This window comes from Cupriavidus ulmosensis, from assembly GCF_977008105.1.
Map to the genome: position 1 here is coordinate 1585566 of NZ_CDRMWP010000001.1, position 17935 is coordinate 1603500.

Annotated in this window: 17 protein-coding genes and 1 pseudogene; 14 read left to right on the forward strand and 4 right to left on the reverse strand. The window is 64.8% G+C overall.

Going from position 1 to position 17935, the window contains the following annotated elements; all coding sequences use genetic code 11:
- The first annotated feature begins 1 nt into the window (after position 1).
- Genes ACWTPI_RS07215 through ACWTPI_RS07225 form a run of 3 tightly spaced genes read left to right on the forward strand, consistent with a single transcriptional unit; the run spans position 2 to position 3077 of the window.
- On the forward strand, positions 2-739 hold the full coding sequence (locus tag ACWTPI_RS07215) for an enoyl-CoA hydratase/isomerase family protein (protein WP_454731272.1): 738 nt from the start codon (positions 2-4) through the stop codon (positions 737-739).
- Positions 740-768: 29 nt separating this feature from the next.
- Positions 769-1950 carry an acyl-CoA dehydrogenase family protein gene (locus ACWTPI_RS07220; protein WP_454731273.1) on the forward strand — a complete coding sequence of 394 codons (1182 nt, stop codon included), beginning with the start codon at positions 769-771 and terminating at the stop codon, positions 1948-1950.
- Positions 1951-1961: 11 nt separating this feature from the next.
- The gene (locus ACWTPI_RS07225; protein WP_454731274.1) at positions 1962-3077 is read left to right on the forward strand and encodes an acyl-CoA dehydrogenase family protein; all 1116 of its coding nucleotides are present in this window, start codon (positions 1962-1964) and stop codon (positions 3075-3077) included.
- Between the two features lie 191 nt (positions 3078-3268).
- On the opposite strand, the gene ACWTPI_RS07230 is transcribed toward ACWTPI_RS07225, so the two are convergent.
- Positions 3269-3505, reverse strand: a complete 237-nt coding sequence (locus tag ACWTPI_RS07230) for a hypothetical protein (protein WP_454731275.1) — start codon at positions 3503-3505, stop codon at positions 3269-3271.
- A gap of 50 nt (positions 3506-3555) precedes the next feature.
- Here ACWTPI_RS07230 and ACWTPI_RS07235 point away from each other — a divergent pair.
- The 3 genes and pseudogenes from ACWTPI_RS07235 to ACWTPI_RS07245 form a co-directional block, all read left to right on the forward strand.
- A pseudogene (locus ACWTPI_RS07235) lies at positions 3556-4475 on the forward strand (Rieske 2Fe-2S domain-containing protein); the annotation flags it as partial.
- A 184-nt stretch (positions 4476-4659) separates the two neighbouring features.
- On the forward strand, positions 4660-5340 hold the full coding sequence (locus ACWTPI_RS07240) for a hypothetical protein (protein WP_454731276.1): 681 nt from the start codon (positions 4660-4662) through the stop codon (positions 5338-5340).
- Complete coding sequence (locus ACWTPI_RS07245) at positions 5333-6115, forward strand: RES family NAD+ phosphorylase (protein WP_454731277.1); 783 nt, start codon at positions 5333-5335, stop codon at positions 6113-6115. The genes ACWTPI_RS07240 and ACWTPI_RS07245 overlap by 8 nt, the downstream gene beginning before the upstream one ends.
- Before the next feature lie 72 nt (positions 6116-6187).
- Here the strand turns inward: ACWTPI_RS07245 and ACWTPI_RS07250 are convergent, their stop codons facing one another.
- From ACWTPI_RS07250 to ACWTPI_RS07260, 3 genes are all read right to left on the reverse strand, one after another.
- Entirely contained in the window at positions 6188-6427 is a 240-nt protein-coding gene (locus tag ACWTPI_RS07250) for a helix-hairpin-helix domain-containing protein (RefSeq protein WP_454731278.1), read from the reverse strand.
- A gap of 48 nt (positions 6428-6475) precedes the next feature.
- Positions 6476-6769, reverse strand: coding sequence for a hypothetical protein (locus ACWTPI_RS07255; protein WP_454731279.1), 294 nt, complete (start codon positions 6767-6769; stop codon positions 6476-6478).
- Between the two features lie 424 nt (positions 6770-7193).
- Positions 7194-7835: a LysE family translocator gene (locus tag ACWTPI_RS07260; protein ID WP_454731280.1), complete on the reverse strand. Its 642-nt coding sequence runs from the start codon at positions 7833-7835 to the stop codon at positions 7194-7196.
- Positions 7836-7892: 57 nt separating this feature from the next.
- On the opposite strand from ACWTPI_RS07260, the gene ACWTPI_RS07265 reads away from it, so the two are divergent.
- From ACWTPI_RS07265 to ACWTPI_RS07300, 8 genes are all read left to right on the forward strand, one after another.
- Positions 7893-8732, forward strand: a complete 840-nt coding sequence (locus tag ACWTPI_RS07265) for an AraC family transcriptional regulator (protein ID WP_454731281.1) — start codon at positions 7893-7895, stop codon at positions 8730-8732.
- Between the two features lie 623 nt (positions 8733-9355).
- Positions 9356-9901, forward strand: a complete 546-nt coding sequence (locus ACWTPI_RS07270) for a fimbrial protein (protein WP_454731282.1) — start codon at positions 9356-9358, stop codon at positions 9899-9901.
- A gap of 78 nt (positions 9902-9979) precedes the next feature.
- On the forward strand, positions 9980-10738 hold the full coding sequence (locus tag ACWTPI_RS07275; RefSeq protein WP_454731283.1) for a fimbrial biogenesis chaperone: 759 nt from the start codon (positions 9980-9982) through the stop codon (positions 10736-10738).
- Between the two features lie 53 nt (positions 10739-10791).
- On the forward strand, positions 10792-13422 hold the full coding sequence (locus tag ACWTPI_RS07280) for a fimbria/pilus outer membrane usher protein (protein ID WP_454731284.1): 2631 nt from the start codon (positions 10792-10794) through the stop codon (positions 13420-13422).
- Positions 13419-14534 (forward strand): fimbrial protein, encoded by a 1116-nt coding sequence (locus tag ACWTPI_RS07285; RefSeq protein ID WP_454731285.1) that lies wholly within the window; start codon positions 13419-13421, stop codon positions 14532-14534. The genes ACWTPI_RS07280 and ACWTPI_RS07285 overlap by 4 nt, the downstream gene beginning before the upstream one ends.
- 222 nt (positions 14535-14756) lie before the next feature.
- Entirely contained in the window at positions 14757-15491 is a 735-nt protein-coding gene (locus tag ACWTPI_RS07290; RefSeq protein ID WP_063923053.1) for a GntR family transcriptional regulator, read from the forward strand.
- Between the two features lie 105 nt (positions 15492-15596).
- Positions 15597-16643, forward strand: coding sequence for a Rieske 2Fe-2S domain-containing protein (locus ACWTPI_RS07295; protein ID WP_454731286.1), 1047 nt, complete (start codon positions 15597-15599; stop codon positions 16641-16643).
- Complete coding sequence (locus ACWTPI_RS07300) at positions 16627-17607, forward strand: PDR/VanB family oxidoreductase (RefSeq protein ID WP_454731287.1); 981 nt, start codon at positions 16627-16629, stop codon at positions 17605-17607. The genes ACWTPI_RS07295 and ACWTPI_RS07300 overlap by 17 nt, the downstream gene beginning before the upstream one ends.
- Positions 17608-17935: the final 328 nt, after the last annotated feature.

The window sequence follows — 17935 nt, forward strand, 5'->3', positions numbered from 1 at the left end:
CATGACCGAACTGATCAGGATTGCGTCAGATAATTTCGTCCGGGTCATTACCATGAATCGGCCGGATAAGCGAAATGCGCTGAATTCCGAGATGTGCGAAACGTTGCACGACGCATGGCGAGACTTCGAGAGCTCCGATGATCGCGTTGCGCTGCTGCGTGCAGAGGGGCCGGTTTTCACGGCAGGCCTTGACACAAACGATCCACCCGATTGCTTTTGGCGTGCCATTCCAAATGTCGCCTTTGACATTGGAAAGCCGGTTATTGCGGCAGTCAATGGCCCAGTGATAGCGGCCGGCGTATCCATGCTTGCATTCTGTGATCTTTGTGTCGCGACATCGGCAGCGAGTTTCGTCTATCCCGAAGGTCGGCTAGGCATGGCGGCGGGCTTGATTAGCTCGCTGGTCGGTCGGATTCCTCACAAGATCGCGATGGAGCTCATATTGACGGGGCGCCCGGTTTCCGCCCAGCGGGCGTATGAAGTCGGCTTCGTAAACGAGCTCTGTGAGCCAGGAAACGAAACGGATGCAGCGCTCGTAACAGCTCGTCAGATTGCGAGCGCTGCGCCGATGGTACTGCGCTTCCTGAAGCAGTCTGCGAGACATTCGATTCCAGTGGGGCTGGTCGAGGCAGGCTATCGCACTCAATATCAAGCGCAAATGCTGGCTAAGAGTGATGATGCCCGAGAAGGGGAATTGGCTGCGAAGGAACGTCGCACTCCCGTTTTCGTAGGCCGCTAGGACTAACTAATACAGCGGGGGACTAAGAAATGGATCTGAACTTCACGGAAGAAGAACAGGAATTTAGAGAAGAGGTACATGCGTGGATCGACGCCAGCTTGCCAAAGGAGATCTCGCACAAGGTTCACAACGGGCTGCAGCTATCCCGGACCGATATGCAGCGTTGGCACCAAATTCTAGGGAAAAAGGGTTGGCTCACGTACAGGTGGCCAGTCGAATTCGGTGGCACGGGCTGGACGCCAGTTCAGCGGCATATTTTCGAGGAAGAGTGCGCTTTGGCAGGAGCGCCGCGACTCGTGCCCTATGGCCCTGTCATGGTTGCCCCAGTCATCATGGCGTTTGGCAACGCCGAGCAACAGGCGCGCTTCCTGCCCGGCATTGCGACGGGAGATGTTTGGTGGAGTCAAGGTTACAGCGAGCCGGGATCGGGTTCCGACCTGGCTTCGCTCAAGACACGAGCGGAGCGAAAGGGAGACAAGTACATCGTCAATGGTCAAAAGATCTGGACCACGTTGGCTCAGTACGGCGAATGGATTTTCTGTCTTGTCCGGACGAATACGGAAGGGAAGCCGCAGGCTGGGATCAGCTTCCTGCTCATTGACATGCGTTCGCCTGGTGTGACTGTGCGGCCGATCAAGTTGCTGGACGGCGAGTGCGAGGTCAATGAGGTCTGGTTCGATAATGTTGAGGTTCCCGTCGAGAACCTGGTTGGCGAAGAGAATAAGGGCTGGGCCTATGCCAAACATCTTCTTAGCCACGAACGCTCGAACATCGCAGAAGTTGGGCGCGCCAAGCGTGAGCTTCGACGCCTGAAGCGAATCGCGGCGGCGGAGGGCATGCTGGATGAGCCTCGTTTCAAAGACGAAATTTCGAAGCTCGAGGTGGATATCATCGCGCTCGAGATGCTGGTTCTTCGCGTGATTTCGGCAGAAAAATCCGGCAAGAATCCATTGGATATTGCGGGGCTGCTGAAAATTCGAGGAAGCGAGATTCAACAGCGCTACAGTGAATTGATGATGCTGGCCGCCGGTCCCTATGGCCTCCCATTTATTCAAGACGCCATGTTGGCGGAGTGGGATGGCGAGTTCCCCGGTGGAGAGCGGCGGAACGCTCCGCTTGCGGCGACATATTTTAACCTGCGGAAAACCACCATCTACGGTGGGTCCAATGAAGTGCAGCGCAACATTGTTTCACAAGTGGTCCTTGGATAAAGGAGTAGAACATGGATTTCGATTTCACTGACGACCAGGACCAACTGCGAGACGCAGTAAGAAAATGGGTAAAGCGGAGCTATACGTTCGAGCACCGCCGGCGTTCCGAGAGCAGCGGCGGATTTTCGTCGGACTCGTATGCACAGCTTGCGGAGCTTGGGCTGACCGGACTTTACGTCCCGGAAGAGTATGGCGGCGTCGGTATGGGCCCGGTTGACGTCATGGTGGTTATGGAGGAACTGGGGCGGGGTATCGTACTCGAACCGCTGGCTCAAGTTTTGATTGCGGGTGCGGTTCTGTCGAACTACGCCGAGGCAAGCGTACGCGCGGCGCGGCTGCCCGCGATCGCCTCCGGAGAAAGCGTGGTCGTACTGGCTCAACAAGAGCGCGCGAATCGCTATCGCATCGATACGTGCGGGACGCGAGCAATCGAGACAGCGGGCAGTTGGGAGCTTGCCGGGAGCAAGAGCCTCGTGCCGGTTGGCGATCATGCTGACGCATACATTGTACCGGCCATGATTGGGGACACTCTCGGAGCGTTCCTTGTGGAGCGCTCCGCCCCAGGGGTGTTGGCACAGCCCTATCAAACTCTCGACGGCTCGCGCGCGGCTGAACTGACGTTGTCGAAGGCGCCAGGCACCCTGATCACGCGAGAGGGCCAGGCTTGCCTCTCATATGCAGTGGATCTTGGCATTGCAATGACGTGTGCAGAGGCCGTGGGCGTGATGGACGTAACGCTGGAGATTCTGGTCGAGTACATGAAGACGCGCAAGCAGTTCGGCGTCGCCATCGCGAGCTTCCAAGCCCTACGTCACCGCGTTGCGGATATGAAGATGAGCCTGGAGCTTGCGAGGTCCATGAGCTACTACGCATCGCTCAATGTCAACGCGCCGGCGAACGAGAGGCGTCGCGCCATGGCGCAAGCGAAATACCAGTTGGGCGGATCGATGCGCTTCGTCGGTCAGCAAGCCGTGCAACTGCACGGAGGCATTGGAATGACGGATGAGTATATCGTCAGCCACTATTTCAGGCGACTTACCCAAATGGAGTCGGTGTTTGGAGATACGCTGCATCATCTGGCGCAGATGTCGGACTCCATGCCTTGCGAGCTTGAAAAGGCCGCGTAAGTCGCTGCGACGAGTCAGTATTCGACGAATTTCGCTCGGATACCTCTTCGTCATGACCGCCATCCGTGTCTGCTGCTCTCGGCGTTCCTTCTTCCACATCCCCCAGAAAGCACATCCGCGGTGCGTACCGCGGCGCTGGCGCGTTGCCGCACATGCCGTGTCGTACATGCCGGATCCCGGGCCTCGTTTCCTCATGCCACTGTTTGCTTGCCGGCGAAGGCTGCGCGCAATGCGGCGGCGGCCAGGTCGAGCGCAGAGTCTGCGGCGTCGAGCACGCCCAGCATGCTCATGAAACCGTGGATCTGCCCTGGCCAGCGATGCACGGCCGTCGCCACGTCCGCCAGCGCCCGCTGGCGCAGCGGGCTGGCGCGCACGTCGGCCGCCTGGCGCGGATCGGGCAGGTAGTGCCGCGTGAACCAGGTCAGCATGCCGGCGCTGCGCGACGCGGTCGCGCGCGCCTGGATGGATGCTGAGGCCTACGGGTGCCATCCGCGTCATCGACGGCCACCGCCCGCACATGGGCGCCGACCTGAGCACGGGCACGGTGCAGGGCGACCGGATCGTCTGCCCGTTCCACGGCTGGCAATGGGGCGGCGACGGCGCGTGCAAGTCGATCCCGTACTGCAAGCGCGTGCCGCCCAAGGCCCGCGTGGGTAGCTGGACCACCTGCGAGCAGAACCACCTGCTGTTCATCTGGCACGACCCCGAAGGCCTGCCGCCGCCGTCCGAAGTGGCCATTCCGCGCATCGAGGCGTGCTTCGACGGCGAATGGTCGGAGTGGGCGATAGACACGATGCTGATCCAGACCAACTGCCGCGAACTGGTCGACAATATCTCCGACATGGCGCATTTCGGCACCGTGCACGGCGCGCCGGTGGACTATTTCGCCAATCTGTTCGAGGGCCACAAGGCCACGCAACTGATGATCGGCCGCAGCGCCAGGCTGTCCGGCGAGGATCGCCTGGCCGCGCTGTCCACGTACTTCGGCCCGGCCTATCACATCACCGAGATGAGCGGGCGCATGGGCGACCAGCCGATCCACTCGGTCCTGCTGAACTGCCACGTGCCGGTGAACGCGCACAGCTTCGATCTGCGCTACGGCGTGCTGGTCAAGCGTGTGCGGGGCTGTCCGATGAGCAGAACACGGCATTGGCGCTGACCTATGTGGAACAGGCGCGCGCGGCGTTCTACGAAGACGTGGCGATCTGGGACAGCAAGATCCGCATCGACAACCCGCTGCTGTGCGAGGGCGAGCCCATCCACCAGATGCGCGACTGGTACGGGCAGTTTTACGTGGATCGCGAGGCCGTGAAGCCCGGCAGCGTGGCGCGGCGCGAGATCGCGCTGAACATCGCCGGGATCGAGCCGCCGGCGCTGCATCGCGTATTCGAGGGCTAGGCTGCGCCGGGATTGCCCATGGCGCGCTCCCGGCAGTTGGGCCTCGGTACGGTAGTGGCCCGGCATTTGAACCGGGCCGCGCGACGGGTACGCCAGGATACTCGTCCGTGGCGTGCCAATATGGCTATCCATGGTTATATGGGTTATGATGATTTCGTAATAACCAATCTAATCTGGTGGCGTCATGATCACTGAACATCTGCATTCCGAATTGGCCGGGGTGGCGACCTTGGCAGGTAGCCCGAAAGAGGTCCGTCAGCAGCTTGCCGATACGGACGAAGGGCGGGTGGTGGCCGTGATGGTCGCGCATAGCAGCGAACGGGCCATCCGGGCGCTGGAAAGTACCTTGTCCAACATCGCCACCCTGGTGGATGCGGCCATCATCCTGCGGGAACGGCGGACCCTGGAAACCATCATTGACGCGCTGGTGCCAGTTGAACCGCCGCGGCCGGCCATGCTGCGGGAGGCGGCCATGATGGGACGCGCGCGCACGGCTATCCTGCAAGGCGCCGACTGGCTGACCGCGCCGCAAATCGCCGAACTGGCCGGGTTCAGTACCACCAATCCGAGCGCCCAGCCCAACAAGTGGAAGCGCGACGGGGCGATTTTCGCCCTGCGCCACCATGGCGTGGACTATTTCCCCGGCTACGGCCTGGATCCGGCCGCGGGCTATCGTCCGCACAAGGTGATGGCCGAGGTTCTCCGGGTGTTCGGCGCAAGCAAGGATGGTTGGGCTCTGGCGGGCTGGTTCCTGAGCGTCAATAGCTTCCTGGGCGGCAAGCGCCCGCAGGATCTGTTGGCGACCGAGCCCGAACGGGTGGTCGCTGCCGCCAGGGACGAAAAGGAGGGCGTCGCCCATGGCTAGGCGGAAGAGCCCGCTTTCGGACGATGCCGCCGGCAAGGCCGATACGCCACCGTCGGGCACGCCACTGCCACCGGCGAAGCTGGCGGTCTCGCTGGTTTCCTGGCCGGTGGACAAGCCGATCCATCGGATTCACCAGGACCTGTACGACGGCGACCAGTTCAACCCCGGCCCCAAGGGCAATGCACGCTTCAGTCCGATCCAGAGCGCCGCCGATACGGCGATCCCGACTCTGTATGGCGGTTCCAGTTTCGATTGCGCTGCGATGGAGACGGTGTTCCACGACGTGCCTCATGCCACCGGCACCAAGATCTACGACAAGGGCAAACTGATGGACCAGTTGCATTCTCAACTGGTGACTCGCCAGCCTTTGAATCTGATCGATCTGCGCAGCGTTGCGTTGCGCAAGCTTGGCGTCACGCGCAAGCAACTGATCGATACGGAGAAAGACCAGTATCCGGCTACGCGAGCGTGGGCCGTGGCATGCCACGCCCAATGTCCCGAGGCGCAGGGGTTGCTGTGGACCTCGCGCCAGGATGACAGCGCCCAGGCGCTGATGCTGTTCGGTGACCGGGTCAAGCCGGGCACCCTTGAACAGGCGGGCGACTCGCTGAGTCTTGTTGCCCACGAAGCGACCTACGATGCTGTGCTGGACTTGGCCGAGCGCCTCGGCGTGGATGTAAACCCCGGCATCGCCGATCCTGCCGCCGCGCCGCCGATGCCCGCGGCACGCCGGCCGCCCAGGGCGAAACCGAGGAAGAAGCCCAAGAAGACGTAGTTCGCAGGGTGGGGAGCAGGTCGGCGGGGACACCGAGAGGATATCGGCGGTCGCCTGGCATTCCCGTTGGTGCTACGGCAGTTCGGACTGCGCCCGTTCGATTGCGCGCTGTATGGCCGCGCGCGCCTGCGGGCTGTTTTTCCAGCACGTCGAGCCAGTCAGGCTGGCGGCGGTAGTGACGATGTCGGTGACGCTAGCCACGGCAAGCTGCGCCAGCGAGCGGAAGCCCATCTGTTCCAGTCGCGCCACGACTGTGGGGCCCACGCCTTTTACGGCTAGCAGTGCCGCACGGTCCTTCTCTGAGAACGACATGTTGGGTTTCGACTCCTTGGCATGTTCATTGGTCGCACTCTTGGACGCTCACCAATTCTCGGTGCGATAGAGCCTGGTGTTGCATTGATTGCAGATAAACAGGCGGCGTGGATCTTCTGCGCCTGTAAAGCCCCAGTTCTTGATGCTCATGGAATGGCAGTGGGCACATTGGATGCCTCGGGAAGTCCCGCAGTGCGGGTATTGGCTCAGATATTGCCCCAGCGTCAACGTGGACTTGGCTACCCGGCTGGGCTCAGTGATGTTCAAGTAGATGCGACGAGCGAAATAACCTAGCACACCTATCAGCAGGAGGGTGTAGAAAATGCTGCGAAGAAACGCCACGGTGTTCTCCTTTTCTTTGCGGCTTCGCGCCCACGCATCCCGTCGGTGAGAGGCCAGCTAAGGCAGATAACAGCGCTGGCCAAGCGAGGGAGCAAGAGGTTCTTCGCCGAATTTCGGGGCGGGGGATGCAGCGGCCGGGCAATTGGATGACGGTATCGTCCAGGGAGCGGCCCGCCGATTGAGTTCGCCATTTCCTGTCGCTCGCCGGTCGGGGGGACGAAGGGGGATGTCGTAGGGCCTCTCCTGGTCTACGCGGTCCAAATGTACCTTGGCGGCTTGCATGAAGCTTACTCTGCGGCGAGGATCAATGGACCTGCTTGCTCCGGTGCTTCCCCAAGCCCAGCTCTGCGACGCATACAAGGCCATCGCGGCGAATGCAACTGCGGCGGACCGTGATCTTGTCGCCCAATGGAGCAAGGGCTTTCTAGATCGAGACGGCAAATTCGAGCAATGAAACTAGCGATACTGCTACCAGTATTGCCGCTAACGTAAGATTGATGATGCGTGAAGCAACCGGGTCGCACAGGAATCGGGCCAACGAGACGCCGGCTAACAGCCAAACAAAATGGATGACGGCAACCATGATGCTCAGCAAGACAATCTTCGCCGCAGCATCAAGACCATAGTGGCCCGCAAAAAGTGTTGTTCCTGAAAAAACTGCGCCGATCGCGACATAAGCTTTCGGATTCGCAATTGCAAGCAGGACCCCGCCCTTGAACGAGGGAGAGGAAACGTCGCCATCCCGCTCGCCAAGTGGCGGCGCAATCGCGATTTTATATGCCAAGTAAAGAATATAGATTGCGGAGATGGCGTTCAGGACTCGGGCGCCTTTCGGCGCCGACATCACGAATGCAGTGATGCCAGTCGCTATCAACAACAAGACTCCGATCGTACCGAGGATGAGCCCCAGGACATATCTGAGTGCGTGCCGCATGCCATACGATGCGCCCATTGCCGTCGCGCTGACAGTCGATGGTCCGGGGCTTCCCATGACAACGATTGACGCGAGAAGCAGAGATAGAATTGGCGGCAACCCGCCAGAAGCAGGGGCAACGTGGCTCAGCATGGCGTCTCCGATGTACCATTTGAGCCGTGACGATAAAAGAACGTAACAGAGGTTGTCTTGAACGATTGTGCACACAATTACGTGTCAAGCCAAAATCACATCCGGGTAGGTTCTGGCACTGCCGGCATTGAGCGCGTGGAGGCGTGTTTCGTCGATCACGCCTTTACTCCACATCGTCACAGCACTTATGCCATCGGTATCACGCTTGCCGGCGTGCAGACTTTTCGGTATCTCGGCGAAACGCGCTTCTGCTTGCCGGGTCAATGTCACATCCTTCATCCGGATGAAATGCACGACGGGCGGGCAGGGACGGATGAAGGCTACGCTTACCGCATCGCCTATGTGGAGCCCGAACTCGTTCAGGAGGCGCTTGGCGGTGGCATGTTGCCGTTCGTTCGCACCCCGATTGTTCAGACTCCGGCGATCAATGATGCCCTGGCGGCTGGCATCTGGAACCTGAACGAAGAGATCGACAAGCTTTCCCGAATCGACATCGCAGTGGCGGTCGCCAGCCTATTGATGTCTGCTGCCACGACCGACCGGAAGCCGACAGTCGGCGCGCTCGCCGTGACTGAACTGGCACGTGTACATGATTTCATTGCGTCCGCCCCTTGGGAGAAGACATCGATGGACGTACTCGAACAGGTTTCAGGGCTCGACCGATGGACGATCGCCCGACAGTTTCGCTTGTTGTTCGGTACGAGTCTGAGCCGCTTTCGCACCAAACTTCAACTCAAACATGTGCAGCATCTGCTGATTGAAGGCGAATCATTGTCGACCGCGTCCGTTGACGGCGGTTTTTCGGACCAAAGTCATATGTCCCGACATTTCAAGAGCACCTTCGGTATGACCCCGGGGGCCTGGATTTCGGCCGTCCGTCGCGCCGCTATCCACTGAAACAGGCTGCTCGATAAAGGGGGCAAAGGACTTCCTCGAATGCCAAGTCCCTGCGCTTTCCACGGATTACGCACGCAGTGGCACCACGGATTCCACTTTGGGATGGCGTGACGGGCAGACTCCAGGACATCGCGCTAGCAGGGTCGTGTCCCGTACACCCGCAACACTGGCGGGTACTTCGCTGAGGGAACGACAATACGATACCGCGCCAGAAGTGTTCATCGGATTGGCAGGCGCGGGTGTCCGAAAAAACGACGGAGGGGGGCGCCGAGGACTCTTGGTTCGTCCGCTACGGCGTCTGCACGGGCGACAGCGGTTGCATCAACACGCTGTCCAGGACTTGCCTGCCGCAAGAAGCCTGCCTGGCTCCGCTGGCGATCGATCGTCGCCGCAAACACAAAGACACCACCACCCGCGTCACAAATGCGCCCAATGAGTCATCAGAAAATTCTCTCGAATTAATCCGATTTTTCTCTGTGAAGTTGCAGACATGTCCGCAAATCTGCGCGCATTTTCTGATCGACACTCGCCCTCGAAATCCGTCCTGCGGCCGAATGGCCGGTGCGGTGGCGGGTTTCCTCACCGTTCGAGGCGAACGGCCAATCGATACAGCGAGCACTGCCATGTCCAAGAAACTTCTCTCGTTTTTTTTCGTGCTGGCGGGCGCGGCGGCGGCCGCGTCTTCCGCCCGGGCCCAGACCAATGACGGCACCATCTACATCACCGGCCAGGTAACGGCATCCACCTGCACCATCACCGGCACCAACAACGAGGATGTCTACGTCTACCTGGACAATGTGCCGGCATCCGCGTTCTCCGGCATCAATACCTTCGCCGGCGCCAAGCCGTTCACCATCAGGCTGACCGGCTGCTCGCCGAGCACCGGCAACGTGCACACGCGCTTCATGCCGGGCGCCAACACCAACGTCGTGACCAATCGCCTGAACAATGCCGCCACCGGCGGCAGCAACGCCGACATCCAGATCGTCAACGGCGACGACACCGCGGTCCTCGTCGGCAAGCCGGACGGCGCGCAGAACTCGAAGCCGGTCGCGCTGACCGGCGGCGCGGCGGACCTCACCTACAAGGCGCGCTATTACGCGGCGTCCTTCCCGGTCACCAACGGCACGGTGGAAACCTCGGTGCCGTACATGATCGTCTACCCGTAACCCGCACACTTGCATAACGCGGCAACGGCCGCCGCCCTGGCCGAAGGGCGCGCGGGCGGCGCCGGGATGGAAACGCATATGCCAGTCAAGCACAGAGCCCGGCCGGGCGCGGCGCTGGCCGCGCTGATGGCCTGCGCCGCGCTCGGCCCGGGCAGCGCCGCGGCCTCCATCGTCATCAACGCCACGCGCGTGGTGTATCCGGAGCGCGAGAGCGAAGTCACGGTCAAGCTCGACAACAACGGCCGCTCCCCGGCCCTGGTGCAGGCCTGGATCGACGGCGGCGACCTGACCGCCACGCCGGACGAATCCACCGCGCCGTTCACGCTGACGCCGCCCCTGTTTCGCCTGGACCCCGGCAAGGGGCAGAGCCTGCGCCTGTTCCATACCCGCGAGGCGCAGCCGCAGGACAGGGAGTCGCTGTTCTGGCTCAACGTACTGGAAGTGCCGCCCAAGGCCGCCGGCAACGACCGCCGCAATGCCCTGCGCCTGGCGTTCCGCACGCGCATCAAGCTGTTCTTCCGTCCGGCCGCGCTCGCCGGCGCGGCGCGCGATGCGCCGGGCAGCGTGACCTGGCGGTTTGCGCGCGGCGGCACCGGTTACGTCCTGCGGGCCAGCAACCCGAGCGCCTACCACGTGACCTTCAGCCGGATCGTGGCCAGGGCCGGCGGCGAGACCTGGAGCAACGACGAGGGCGGCATGGTCGATCCGGGCGCCAGCGCCGATTTTCCGCTGGGCCAGCTGGCGGCGCCGCCAGCCGGGCCGTTTTCGGTGGAGTACCGCTATCTCGACGATTTCGGCGGCAGCCAGGACGGCGCCTACCAGGCGCCGCCGCGCTGAGCGCCGGCATGCCCCGCGCCCGCCGCAGACGTTCGCCACGCGGTGCCGCAACGATGCGCGGGCGCCATGCGCTCGCCCTGGCGATGCTCGGCGGCTGGAAGGCGGCCGCGCTGGCCGAGGCCGACGCCCCGGACGCGCCCGCGCTCGCCGCCGTGCACTTCGACAACGATTTCCTGATGAACCGCAAGGGCGAGCGCATCGACGTTTCGCGCTTCGCGCGCGGCAGCCCGGTGCCGCCCGGCGACTACCGGCTCGACCTGTACCTCAACGGCAACTGGCTGGGCAACACCAGCGTGCGCTTCGCCACCGCGCCGGCCGACCACAGCGCGGCGCCGTGTTTCGCGCCGTCGCTGATCGAGCGCCTGGGCCTGGACGCCGCGGCTCTCGACGCGGCCGGACGCGACGAACTGGCACGCATGCGCGGCGGCGAGTGCGGCAATTTCGCGCGCATCGCCGCGGCCGCTTCCTATGCCTTCGACCTGGGCAAGCTGCGCCTGGACCTGAGCCTGCCGCAGGCCGCGCTGCTGCGCAATCCGCGCGGCTACGTGAGTCCCGAGTTCTGGGATGCGGGCATCCCCTCGGCCACGCTGGGGTACAACTTCAGCGCCTTCCGGATGTCCGGCAGCGGCGGCGCCTCCACCTCGTCGTACCTGGGGCTCAACGGCGGCCTCAACGCCGGCGGCTGGCACCTGCGCCACCACGGCAGCGCGAGCCTGCAATCGCGCGGGCGCGGCACCTACCAGAGCGTCGCCACCTACCTGCAGCGCGACCTGCCCGCGCTGCGCAGCCAGCTGACCCTGGGCGACGTCTTCACCGACGGCGCGATGTTCGACAGCCTCGGCATCCGCGGCGCCACGCTGGCCAGCGACGAGCGCATGCTGCCCGAGTCCGTGCGCGGCTACGCGCCGCTGATCCGCGGCGTGGCCAACAGCAACGCGCACGTCAAGGTCACGCAGAACGGCAATACCCTCTATGAAATCAACGTGGCGCCGGGCGAGTTCCGCATCGACGACCTCAACCCCACCGGCTACGGCGGCGACCTGCTGGTGACGATCACCGAGGCGGACGGCAGCCAGCGCAGCTTCGGCGTGCCTTATGCCGCGGTGGCGCAATCGCTGCGCCCGGGCACGAGCCGCTTCAACGTCAGCGCGGGCAGGCTGCGCGAGCGGCTGGTCGGCCGCCGCGCCACCATCGTCCAGGCCACGGCGCAGCATGGCTTCACCAACCTGTTCACCGGCTACGCCGGCGTCCTGGCTGCCAACGGCTATATGGCGGGGTTGCTGGGCGCGGCCTTCAACACGCTGGCCGGAGCGGTGGCGCTGGACGTCACCCAGGCCCGCGCCAGCATCGCCCGCGCCGGCCGGGCCAGCGGGCAAAGCGTGCGCCTGAGCTACAGCCAGCTTCTGGAGCAGACCGGCACCGGCATCACCGTGGCCGCCTACCGCTACTCCTCGAGCGGCTACCGGAGCGTGCGCGATGCCCTGGGCGCGCGCGAAGGCCGCGGCGGGCGCGACGGCGGCCAGGACCCGGTGCTCGCCTACCGCCAGCGCAACCAGCTGCAGCTGACCCTCAATCAGAACCTGGGCGTGCGCTGGGGCAACCTCTACGCGGTGGGTTCCACCACCGACTACTGGCGCCAGCGCGGGACCATGACCCAGTTCCAGATCGGCTACAACGGCCATTTTCGCGTGGGCGGGCTGGATCTGAGCATCAATCTCTCGCTGTCGCGCCAGCGTGATGGTTTCTCCGGCAGGCTGGAAAACCAGGTGTTCGCCAGCGTCTCGCTGCCGCTCGGACGCGGCCGGCCGGCGTCGCTGCTGACGGGCAGCTACGGGCACAGCAACAACGGCGGCGGCTCGCAGCAGGTCAGCCTGGGCGGCGGCCTCGGCGAAGACAGCGCACTGAACTACAGCGTCGGCGCGGGGCGCGCCGCCGGCAACGGCAACGGCGGCGCCAGCATGCAGTACCGCGGCGCCGTCGCCACGCTCTCGGCCGGCGTCGCCGGCGGCCGCGGCTACACCCAGCAGTCGCTGGGCATCTCGGGTGCCGTGGTGGCCCACGCCGGCGGCGTGACCCTGAGCAACGCGCTGGGCGAGACCGTGGCGGTGGTCGAGGCCAGGGGCGCCGAAGGCGCGCGCGTCAACGGCATCTCGGGGCTGCGCATCGACGCGCGCGGCTACGCGGTGGTGCCCTATCTGACGCCCTATGCTGTGAACACCGTCAGCATCGACCCCAAGGGCACGCCGCTGGACATCGAACTACGGACCACCAGCGAACAGGTGGCGCCGCGCGCCAACGCGGTGGTGAAGGTGCGCTTCGCCACCGTCAGCGGTCGCGCCGTGCTCATCCGCGCGCGCCTGGCCGACGGCACCGCGCTGCCGTTCGGCGCCGACGTGCTCGACGAGCAGGGCAACAGGGTCGGCATCGCCGGCCACGGCGGCCGCCTGTTCGCGCGCGGCCTGCCGGAGGCCGGCCGGCTGAGCGCCACCTGGGGCGCGCGCCCGGGCGAGCGCTGCACGTTCGCGTACCGCCTGCCCGCCGCGGGCGGGAATGCCCATGCGAGCCTCGCGGCGGTGTGCGACAGCGGCGATGTGCCGCTCGCGCTGGCGCCGGCCAGCGATTCCCGAACCCTGTTCCCCATCCCCGACGAATCCGGCGCGCCGGCAGGAGCGAATTTCCCATGAACCCGATGCAATACTGCCGCCGTTGCCTGGCCGTCCTGGTTCTCTGGTTCGGCCTGCACGCCGCGGCCCACGCCGAGCTTGTCTTGTGCTCGATGACGCCGCCGCTGAACACGAGTTGCTCGCCAGGCTGCCAGGACATCGCCATCTGGCCGCTGTTCCTGCTGCCGCCCAAGGCGCAGGCACCCAACGGCACGGTTCTCGCCTCGAAGACTGTCCATTACCAGTACAACTGCCCGAAGGCATCCACGCCCCGCACCTACACCCCGCAATATGCGCCGGTCTGGGTGAACAGCACGGCCGTGCCTGGCGTCAGGGTCCGCAACCAGGCCGCCACGCTTGGCGTGCGTATATACGTCAACGGCCAGCTGATTTCCAACATCCCCTTTAACAACACCAAGACATGGTACGACAGGTCATGGACGGCACCCTGCGTCCCGCCTTGCTCGGGGTCGGTGGCAATCACCTATGAACTGGTGAAGGTCAGCGACGTCCTCTATGACAACCCGCAGCCCGGGGGCAACGTGATCTATTGCGGCCCCGCGTCGAGTGTCTGCAGCTTCAACTTCAGCAACTTCGACCAGTTCCGCTTCAACGACAGCGCAAACCCGCTTGGCGACTTCGCCGGGCCAAGCCCGCTCGCCTGGGTCAGCAGATGGTCGGGCACCTCACAGGGCAGGCTGATGGCCCGGACCTGCACGGTGAATGCGACTCCGGTCAACGTCCCCATGCCGCCGGTCAATGCCGGCGTCCTGAGCGCGGCCGGCACCAGCGGCACCGGCGACACCCCGTTCAGCATCGGCCTGACCTGTGCCGCCGGCGCCAGGGTCTACGTGACCCTGACCGACCTCACCGATCCGGCCAACCGGAGCGACCTGCTGAACCTGACCACCGCGTCCGCGGCCCGCGGCGTGCGGCTGCGCATCCTGCGCGCGGGCAATGTGCCGGTCAACTACGGCGCGCCGTCGATCGCGCCCGGCAATCCCGGTCAGTGGCTGGTGGGATCGTCGGCCGGCCTGGCCAGCATTCCGCTGACCGTGCGCTACGTCGCCACCGGCGCCGTGCAGGCGGGCGACGTCGTTGGCATTGCCGCGTTCACGCTGAGCTATCAGTGAGGGTGGGGCGCAGACGGCGCGCCGCCAGTCCACCAGCCCCGTATCTAGCGTCCCGGTTGTCTGCGCCGGTTGTCCGCGCGGCTCCCCACGGGCCGGCGCCGCCCGCGCTGGCAAGCATCTTGCATAACTCCCGCGTAATTCCGAATCCATAAGTGGATTTCTATTTGGATCCAAATTGAAATCCGAATTGATGTCCAAAACATGTGCGTGAGCGAGATGACGATGAACCGGGATGGTGCGCAGAGGCTGGAAATCGTGCAGGACCAGGCGTCGGCGACCCGAGGCAAGAACTCGATGGTCAACGATGCCTACGAACGGATCAAGGAGGACATCTTCGAACTCCGCATGCCGCCGGGGCAACGCTATTCGGAGCAGGAGTTCGCCAATGCGCTGGGCATCTCGCGCACGCCGCTGCGTCTTGCTCTCCATCTGCTCGCGCACGAAGGGTATCTGCAGCGCCTCGACGGCCATTCGAGCTGGCAGGTCAAGCCGTTCGACCTGGCGCACTACGACGATCTCTATGACTTTCGCACCAGCATCGAGGTGATTGCCGTGCGCCGCCTGTGCGCGATGGACTCGCCGCCCGACCTGTCGGCGTTGTGCAGGTTCTGGATGGTGCCGGAGGCGGAAAGGAACCTCGACGGCAAGCGGGTCGCGCAGGAGGACGAGCGATTCCACCAGGCGCTGGTCGAGCTGGCCGGCAACCGGGAGATGGCGCGCACGTCCGCGCGGCTGACCGAGCGCATCCGCATCATCCGGCGCCTCGACTTCACCGACGCGGCGCGGATCTCGGCGGCGTTCGACGAGCACAGGGCGATATTGCGCTGCCTGATGACCAGGAAGGCCGATCGCGCGGAGATGCTGGTCAAGGCCCACATCGGCGCGTCGCGCATCGCGATCCGCCACATCACGCTGCATCGGCTCGCGCTTGCCGCGGTGCAGCCGGACGCGCGCTGAGCGGCCGGCGCGCCGGCGCGCGACTGCGCGCCGCAACGCGGTGTCGCGCCGCAATGGCCCCGGGCAGGCACATCAAACCACCCCCACGTAGACAGGAGAATGCAAGTGAACAGAGTGAGCGTATTGGCGAAGGAACTGCAAGGATGCCAGGACACCGTCCTGCTGAACGACTGGCATGTGACGGGCGTGTCGGAGGACGTCGTGCCGGGCAAGCTGGTGCCGGTGACGCTGCTCGAGCGCGACCTGGTGATGTGGCGGCAGGCGGACGGCAGCCTGCATGTCTGGGAGGACCTTTGCGTGCATCGCGGCGCGCGGCTGTCCAAGGGCTTCATCTGCGAGGACCGCGTCGTGTGCCCGTACCACGGCTGGAACTACGACGGCACCTCGCAATGCGTGCTGATGCCGGCGGCGCCCACCGAGACCCCGATGAAGAAGGCGCGCGCCATCGCGCACCAGGTCGTGGAGCGCTACGGCTTCATCTGGGTGTGCCTCGGCACGCCGTCGAACGACATCCCGGCGTTCCCCGAATGGGACGATCCGTCGTACACCAAGGTGCTGTGCGGGCCGTACCATTTCCGCTCGGGATACCGGGCGATCGAGAACTTCATCGACACCACGCATTTCCCGTTCGTGCACGCGGGCGTGAACGGCCTCATCGACAACCCCGACGTGATCGCGCCCTATGAGGTCGACGAAACCGAGGACGGCCTGTCGACCAACGAAGTCCGCGTGACGCAGCCGTATGGCGATCCGCGCAACGTGCCGGTGATCGCCTACTACGCCTACCGCTGCCTGCGCCCGCTCGTGGCCTATTTCCGCAAGCGCGTGGAGATTTCCGATCCGGCGCGCGTGGCGGAGGGCAACCCGAACGACCGCTTCTGCACGTTCCTGACCGCGCAGCAGATCGACGAGACCCACAGCATCGTGCGCATCTGCTGCGCGATGAATTTCTCGCCGGCGCCGACCCCGGAGGAAGTGCGCAAGCGGCAGGACCTGGTCTACGCGCAGGACAGCGAGATCGTCGATACACAGCGCCCGGAACGCATTCCGGTGGACCTGCGCTACGAACTGCATCATCGCAGCGACCTGCTTGGGCAGAAGTACCGCAGCTGGCTGCGCAACATGGGCGTCACCTATGGCACCTTCTGCTGAAGTGGGCTACGCCACTCGCCTGGCCAGCATCCGCTACGCCGGGCCGGACGTCTCGCTGTTCGAGTTCGCGGCGCTCGATGCGGCGCCGCTGCCCGAGCCGGAGCCGGGCGCGCATATCGACGTGCGCATCGGCCCCGGCCTGGTGCGGCAGTACTCGCTGGTCACGCCGCTGTCGACGCGCTCGTCCTACGTCGTGGCGGTTCGCCGCGAGGCGGACGGACGCGGCGGCTCGCGGCGCCTGCACGACGAATGCCGGGTGGGCGCGACCTTCACGATCGGCGGGCCGCGCAACCATTTCGCGCTGGACGAGCACGCGGGCCGCACGCTGCTGATCGCGGGCGGCATCGGCATCACGCCGGTCTATTCGATGTTCGCGCGCCTGCGGGCGCTCGGCCGCGCGGTCGAACTGCACTACTGGTGCCGCTCGGCCGGGCACGTGCTGTTCCGCGCGGAACTGGAGGGGCGGCCCGGCGTGACGCTGCATTATTCCGGCGCGCCGGATCGCGCCGGCGGTTCGCTCGCGGTGGTCCTGGACGGTGTGTCCGACGACACCGAGGTCTATTGCTGCGGGCCGGCGCGCATGCTGGACGACTTCGCGCGCCTCACCGCGCAGCGGCCGCCGGAGCGCAACCACGTGGAGCGCTTTGGCGCTGCCGTCGCATCTTCCTCCGCGGAAGCCGGCGCGACGGCCGGCGCCGGCACCTTCGTCGTCACGCTGCGGCGCTCGGGCGTCGACGTGCAGGTGCGCGAGGGCGAATCGATCCTCGGGGCGCTGATGCGCGAGCGCATCGACGTGTCCTATTCGTGCGAGGAGGGCGTCTGCGGCGCGTGCGAAACGCGCGTGCTAGGCGGCCAGCCGCTGCATCGGGACGCGGTGCGCGCGGCGGCGGAACACGAGCGCCGCGGCACCATGATGATCTGCTGCTCGGGCAGCCGGTCGCCGCGCCTGGAGCTGGACCTCTAGCCTTCCAGTCCGGCTTCTCCGGTCCGGCCGGCCGCGCCGGCCACGTCATGCGGGGCAGGGCGCGCCTATGTCGGCAGGCGCATCCTGCCCCGCATTGTCGCGCGCGGCTGCCGCTTCGCGATCGGCATGGCCTCGCCGGAACCACACGCTTTCTTCACTCCCACCCTTGCCATGCAACTTTGTTGCATTTATGATTGCCGTGCAACTCGGTTGCAAATCATGGCCGCGGATTGTGAGTGCCAGTCGTGAGTACCAATCGTGACTGCACGCCGGCGGCCACCGCGAGGCGGCCGCGCTTTCGCGCAAGCGACGGTTCTGCCGAGCCCGC

Bases quoted from the DNA above. Each gene is read 5' to 3' on its own strand.
- ACWTPI_RS07215 (WP_454731272.1), top strand. From the start codon at position 2: ATGACCGAACTGATCAGGATTGCGTCAGATAATTTCGTCCGGGTCATT.
- ACWTPI_RS07220 (WP_454731273.1), top strand. From the start codon at position 769: ATGGATCTGAACTTCACGGAAGAAGAACAGGAATTTAGAGAAGAGGTA.
- ACWTPI_RS07225 (WP_454731274.1), top strand. From the start codon at position 1,962: ATGGATTTCGATTTCACTGACGACCAGGACCAACTGCGAGACGCAGTA.
- ACWTPI_RS07230 (WP_454731275.1), bottom strand. From the start codon at position 3,505: ATGCTGACCTGGTTCACGCGGCACTACCTGCCCGATCCGCGCCAGGCG.
- ACWTPI_RS07240 (WP_454731276.1), top strand. From the start codon at position 4,660: ATGATCACTGAACATCTGCATTCCGAATTGGCCGGGGTGGCGACCTTG.
- ACWTPI_RS07245 (WP_454731277.1), top strand. From the start codon at position 5,333: ATGGCTAGGCGGAAGAGCCCGCTTTCGGACGATGCCGCCGGCAAGGCC.
- ACWTPI_RS07250 (WP_454731278.1), bottom strand. From the start codon at position 6,427: ATGTCGTTCTCAGAGAAGGACCGTGCGGCACTGCTAGCCGTAAAAGGC.
- ACWTPI_RS07260 (WP_454731280.1), bottom strand. From the start codon at position 7,835: ATGCTGAGCCACGTTGCCCCTGCTTCTGGCGGGTTGCCGCCAATTCTA.
- ACWTPI_RS07270 (WP_454731282.1), top strand. From the start codon at position 9,356: ATGTCCAAGAAACTTCTCTCGTTTTTTTTCGTGCTGGCGGGCGCGGCG.
- ACWTPI_RS07275 (WP_454731283.1), top strand. From the start codon at position 9,980: ATGCCAGTCAAGCACAGAGCCCGGCCGGGCGCGGCGCTGGCCGCGCTG.
- ACWTPI_RS07280 (WP_454731284.1), top strand. From the start codon at position 10,792: ATGCGCGGGCGCCATGCGCTCGCCCTGGCGATGCTCGGCGGCTGGAAG.
- ACWTPI_RS07285 (WP_454731285.1), top strand. From the start codon at position 13,419: ATGAACCCGATGCAATACTGCCGCCGTTGCCTGGCCGTCCTGGTTCTC.
- ACWTPI_RS07290 (WP_063923053.1), top strand. From the start codon at position 14,757: ATGAACCGGGATGGTGCGCAGAGGCTGGAAATCGTGCAGGACCAGGCG.
- ACWTPI_RS07300 (WP_454731287.1), top strand. From the start codon at position 16,627: ATGGCACCTTCTGCTGAAGTGGGCTACGCCACTCGCCTGGCCAGCATC.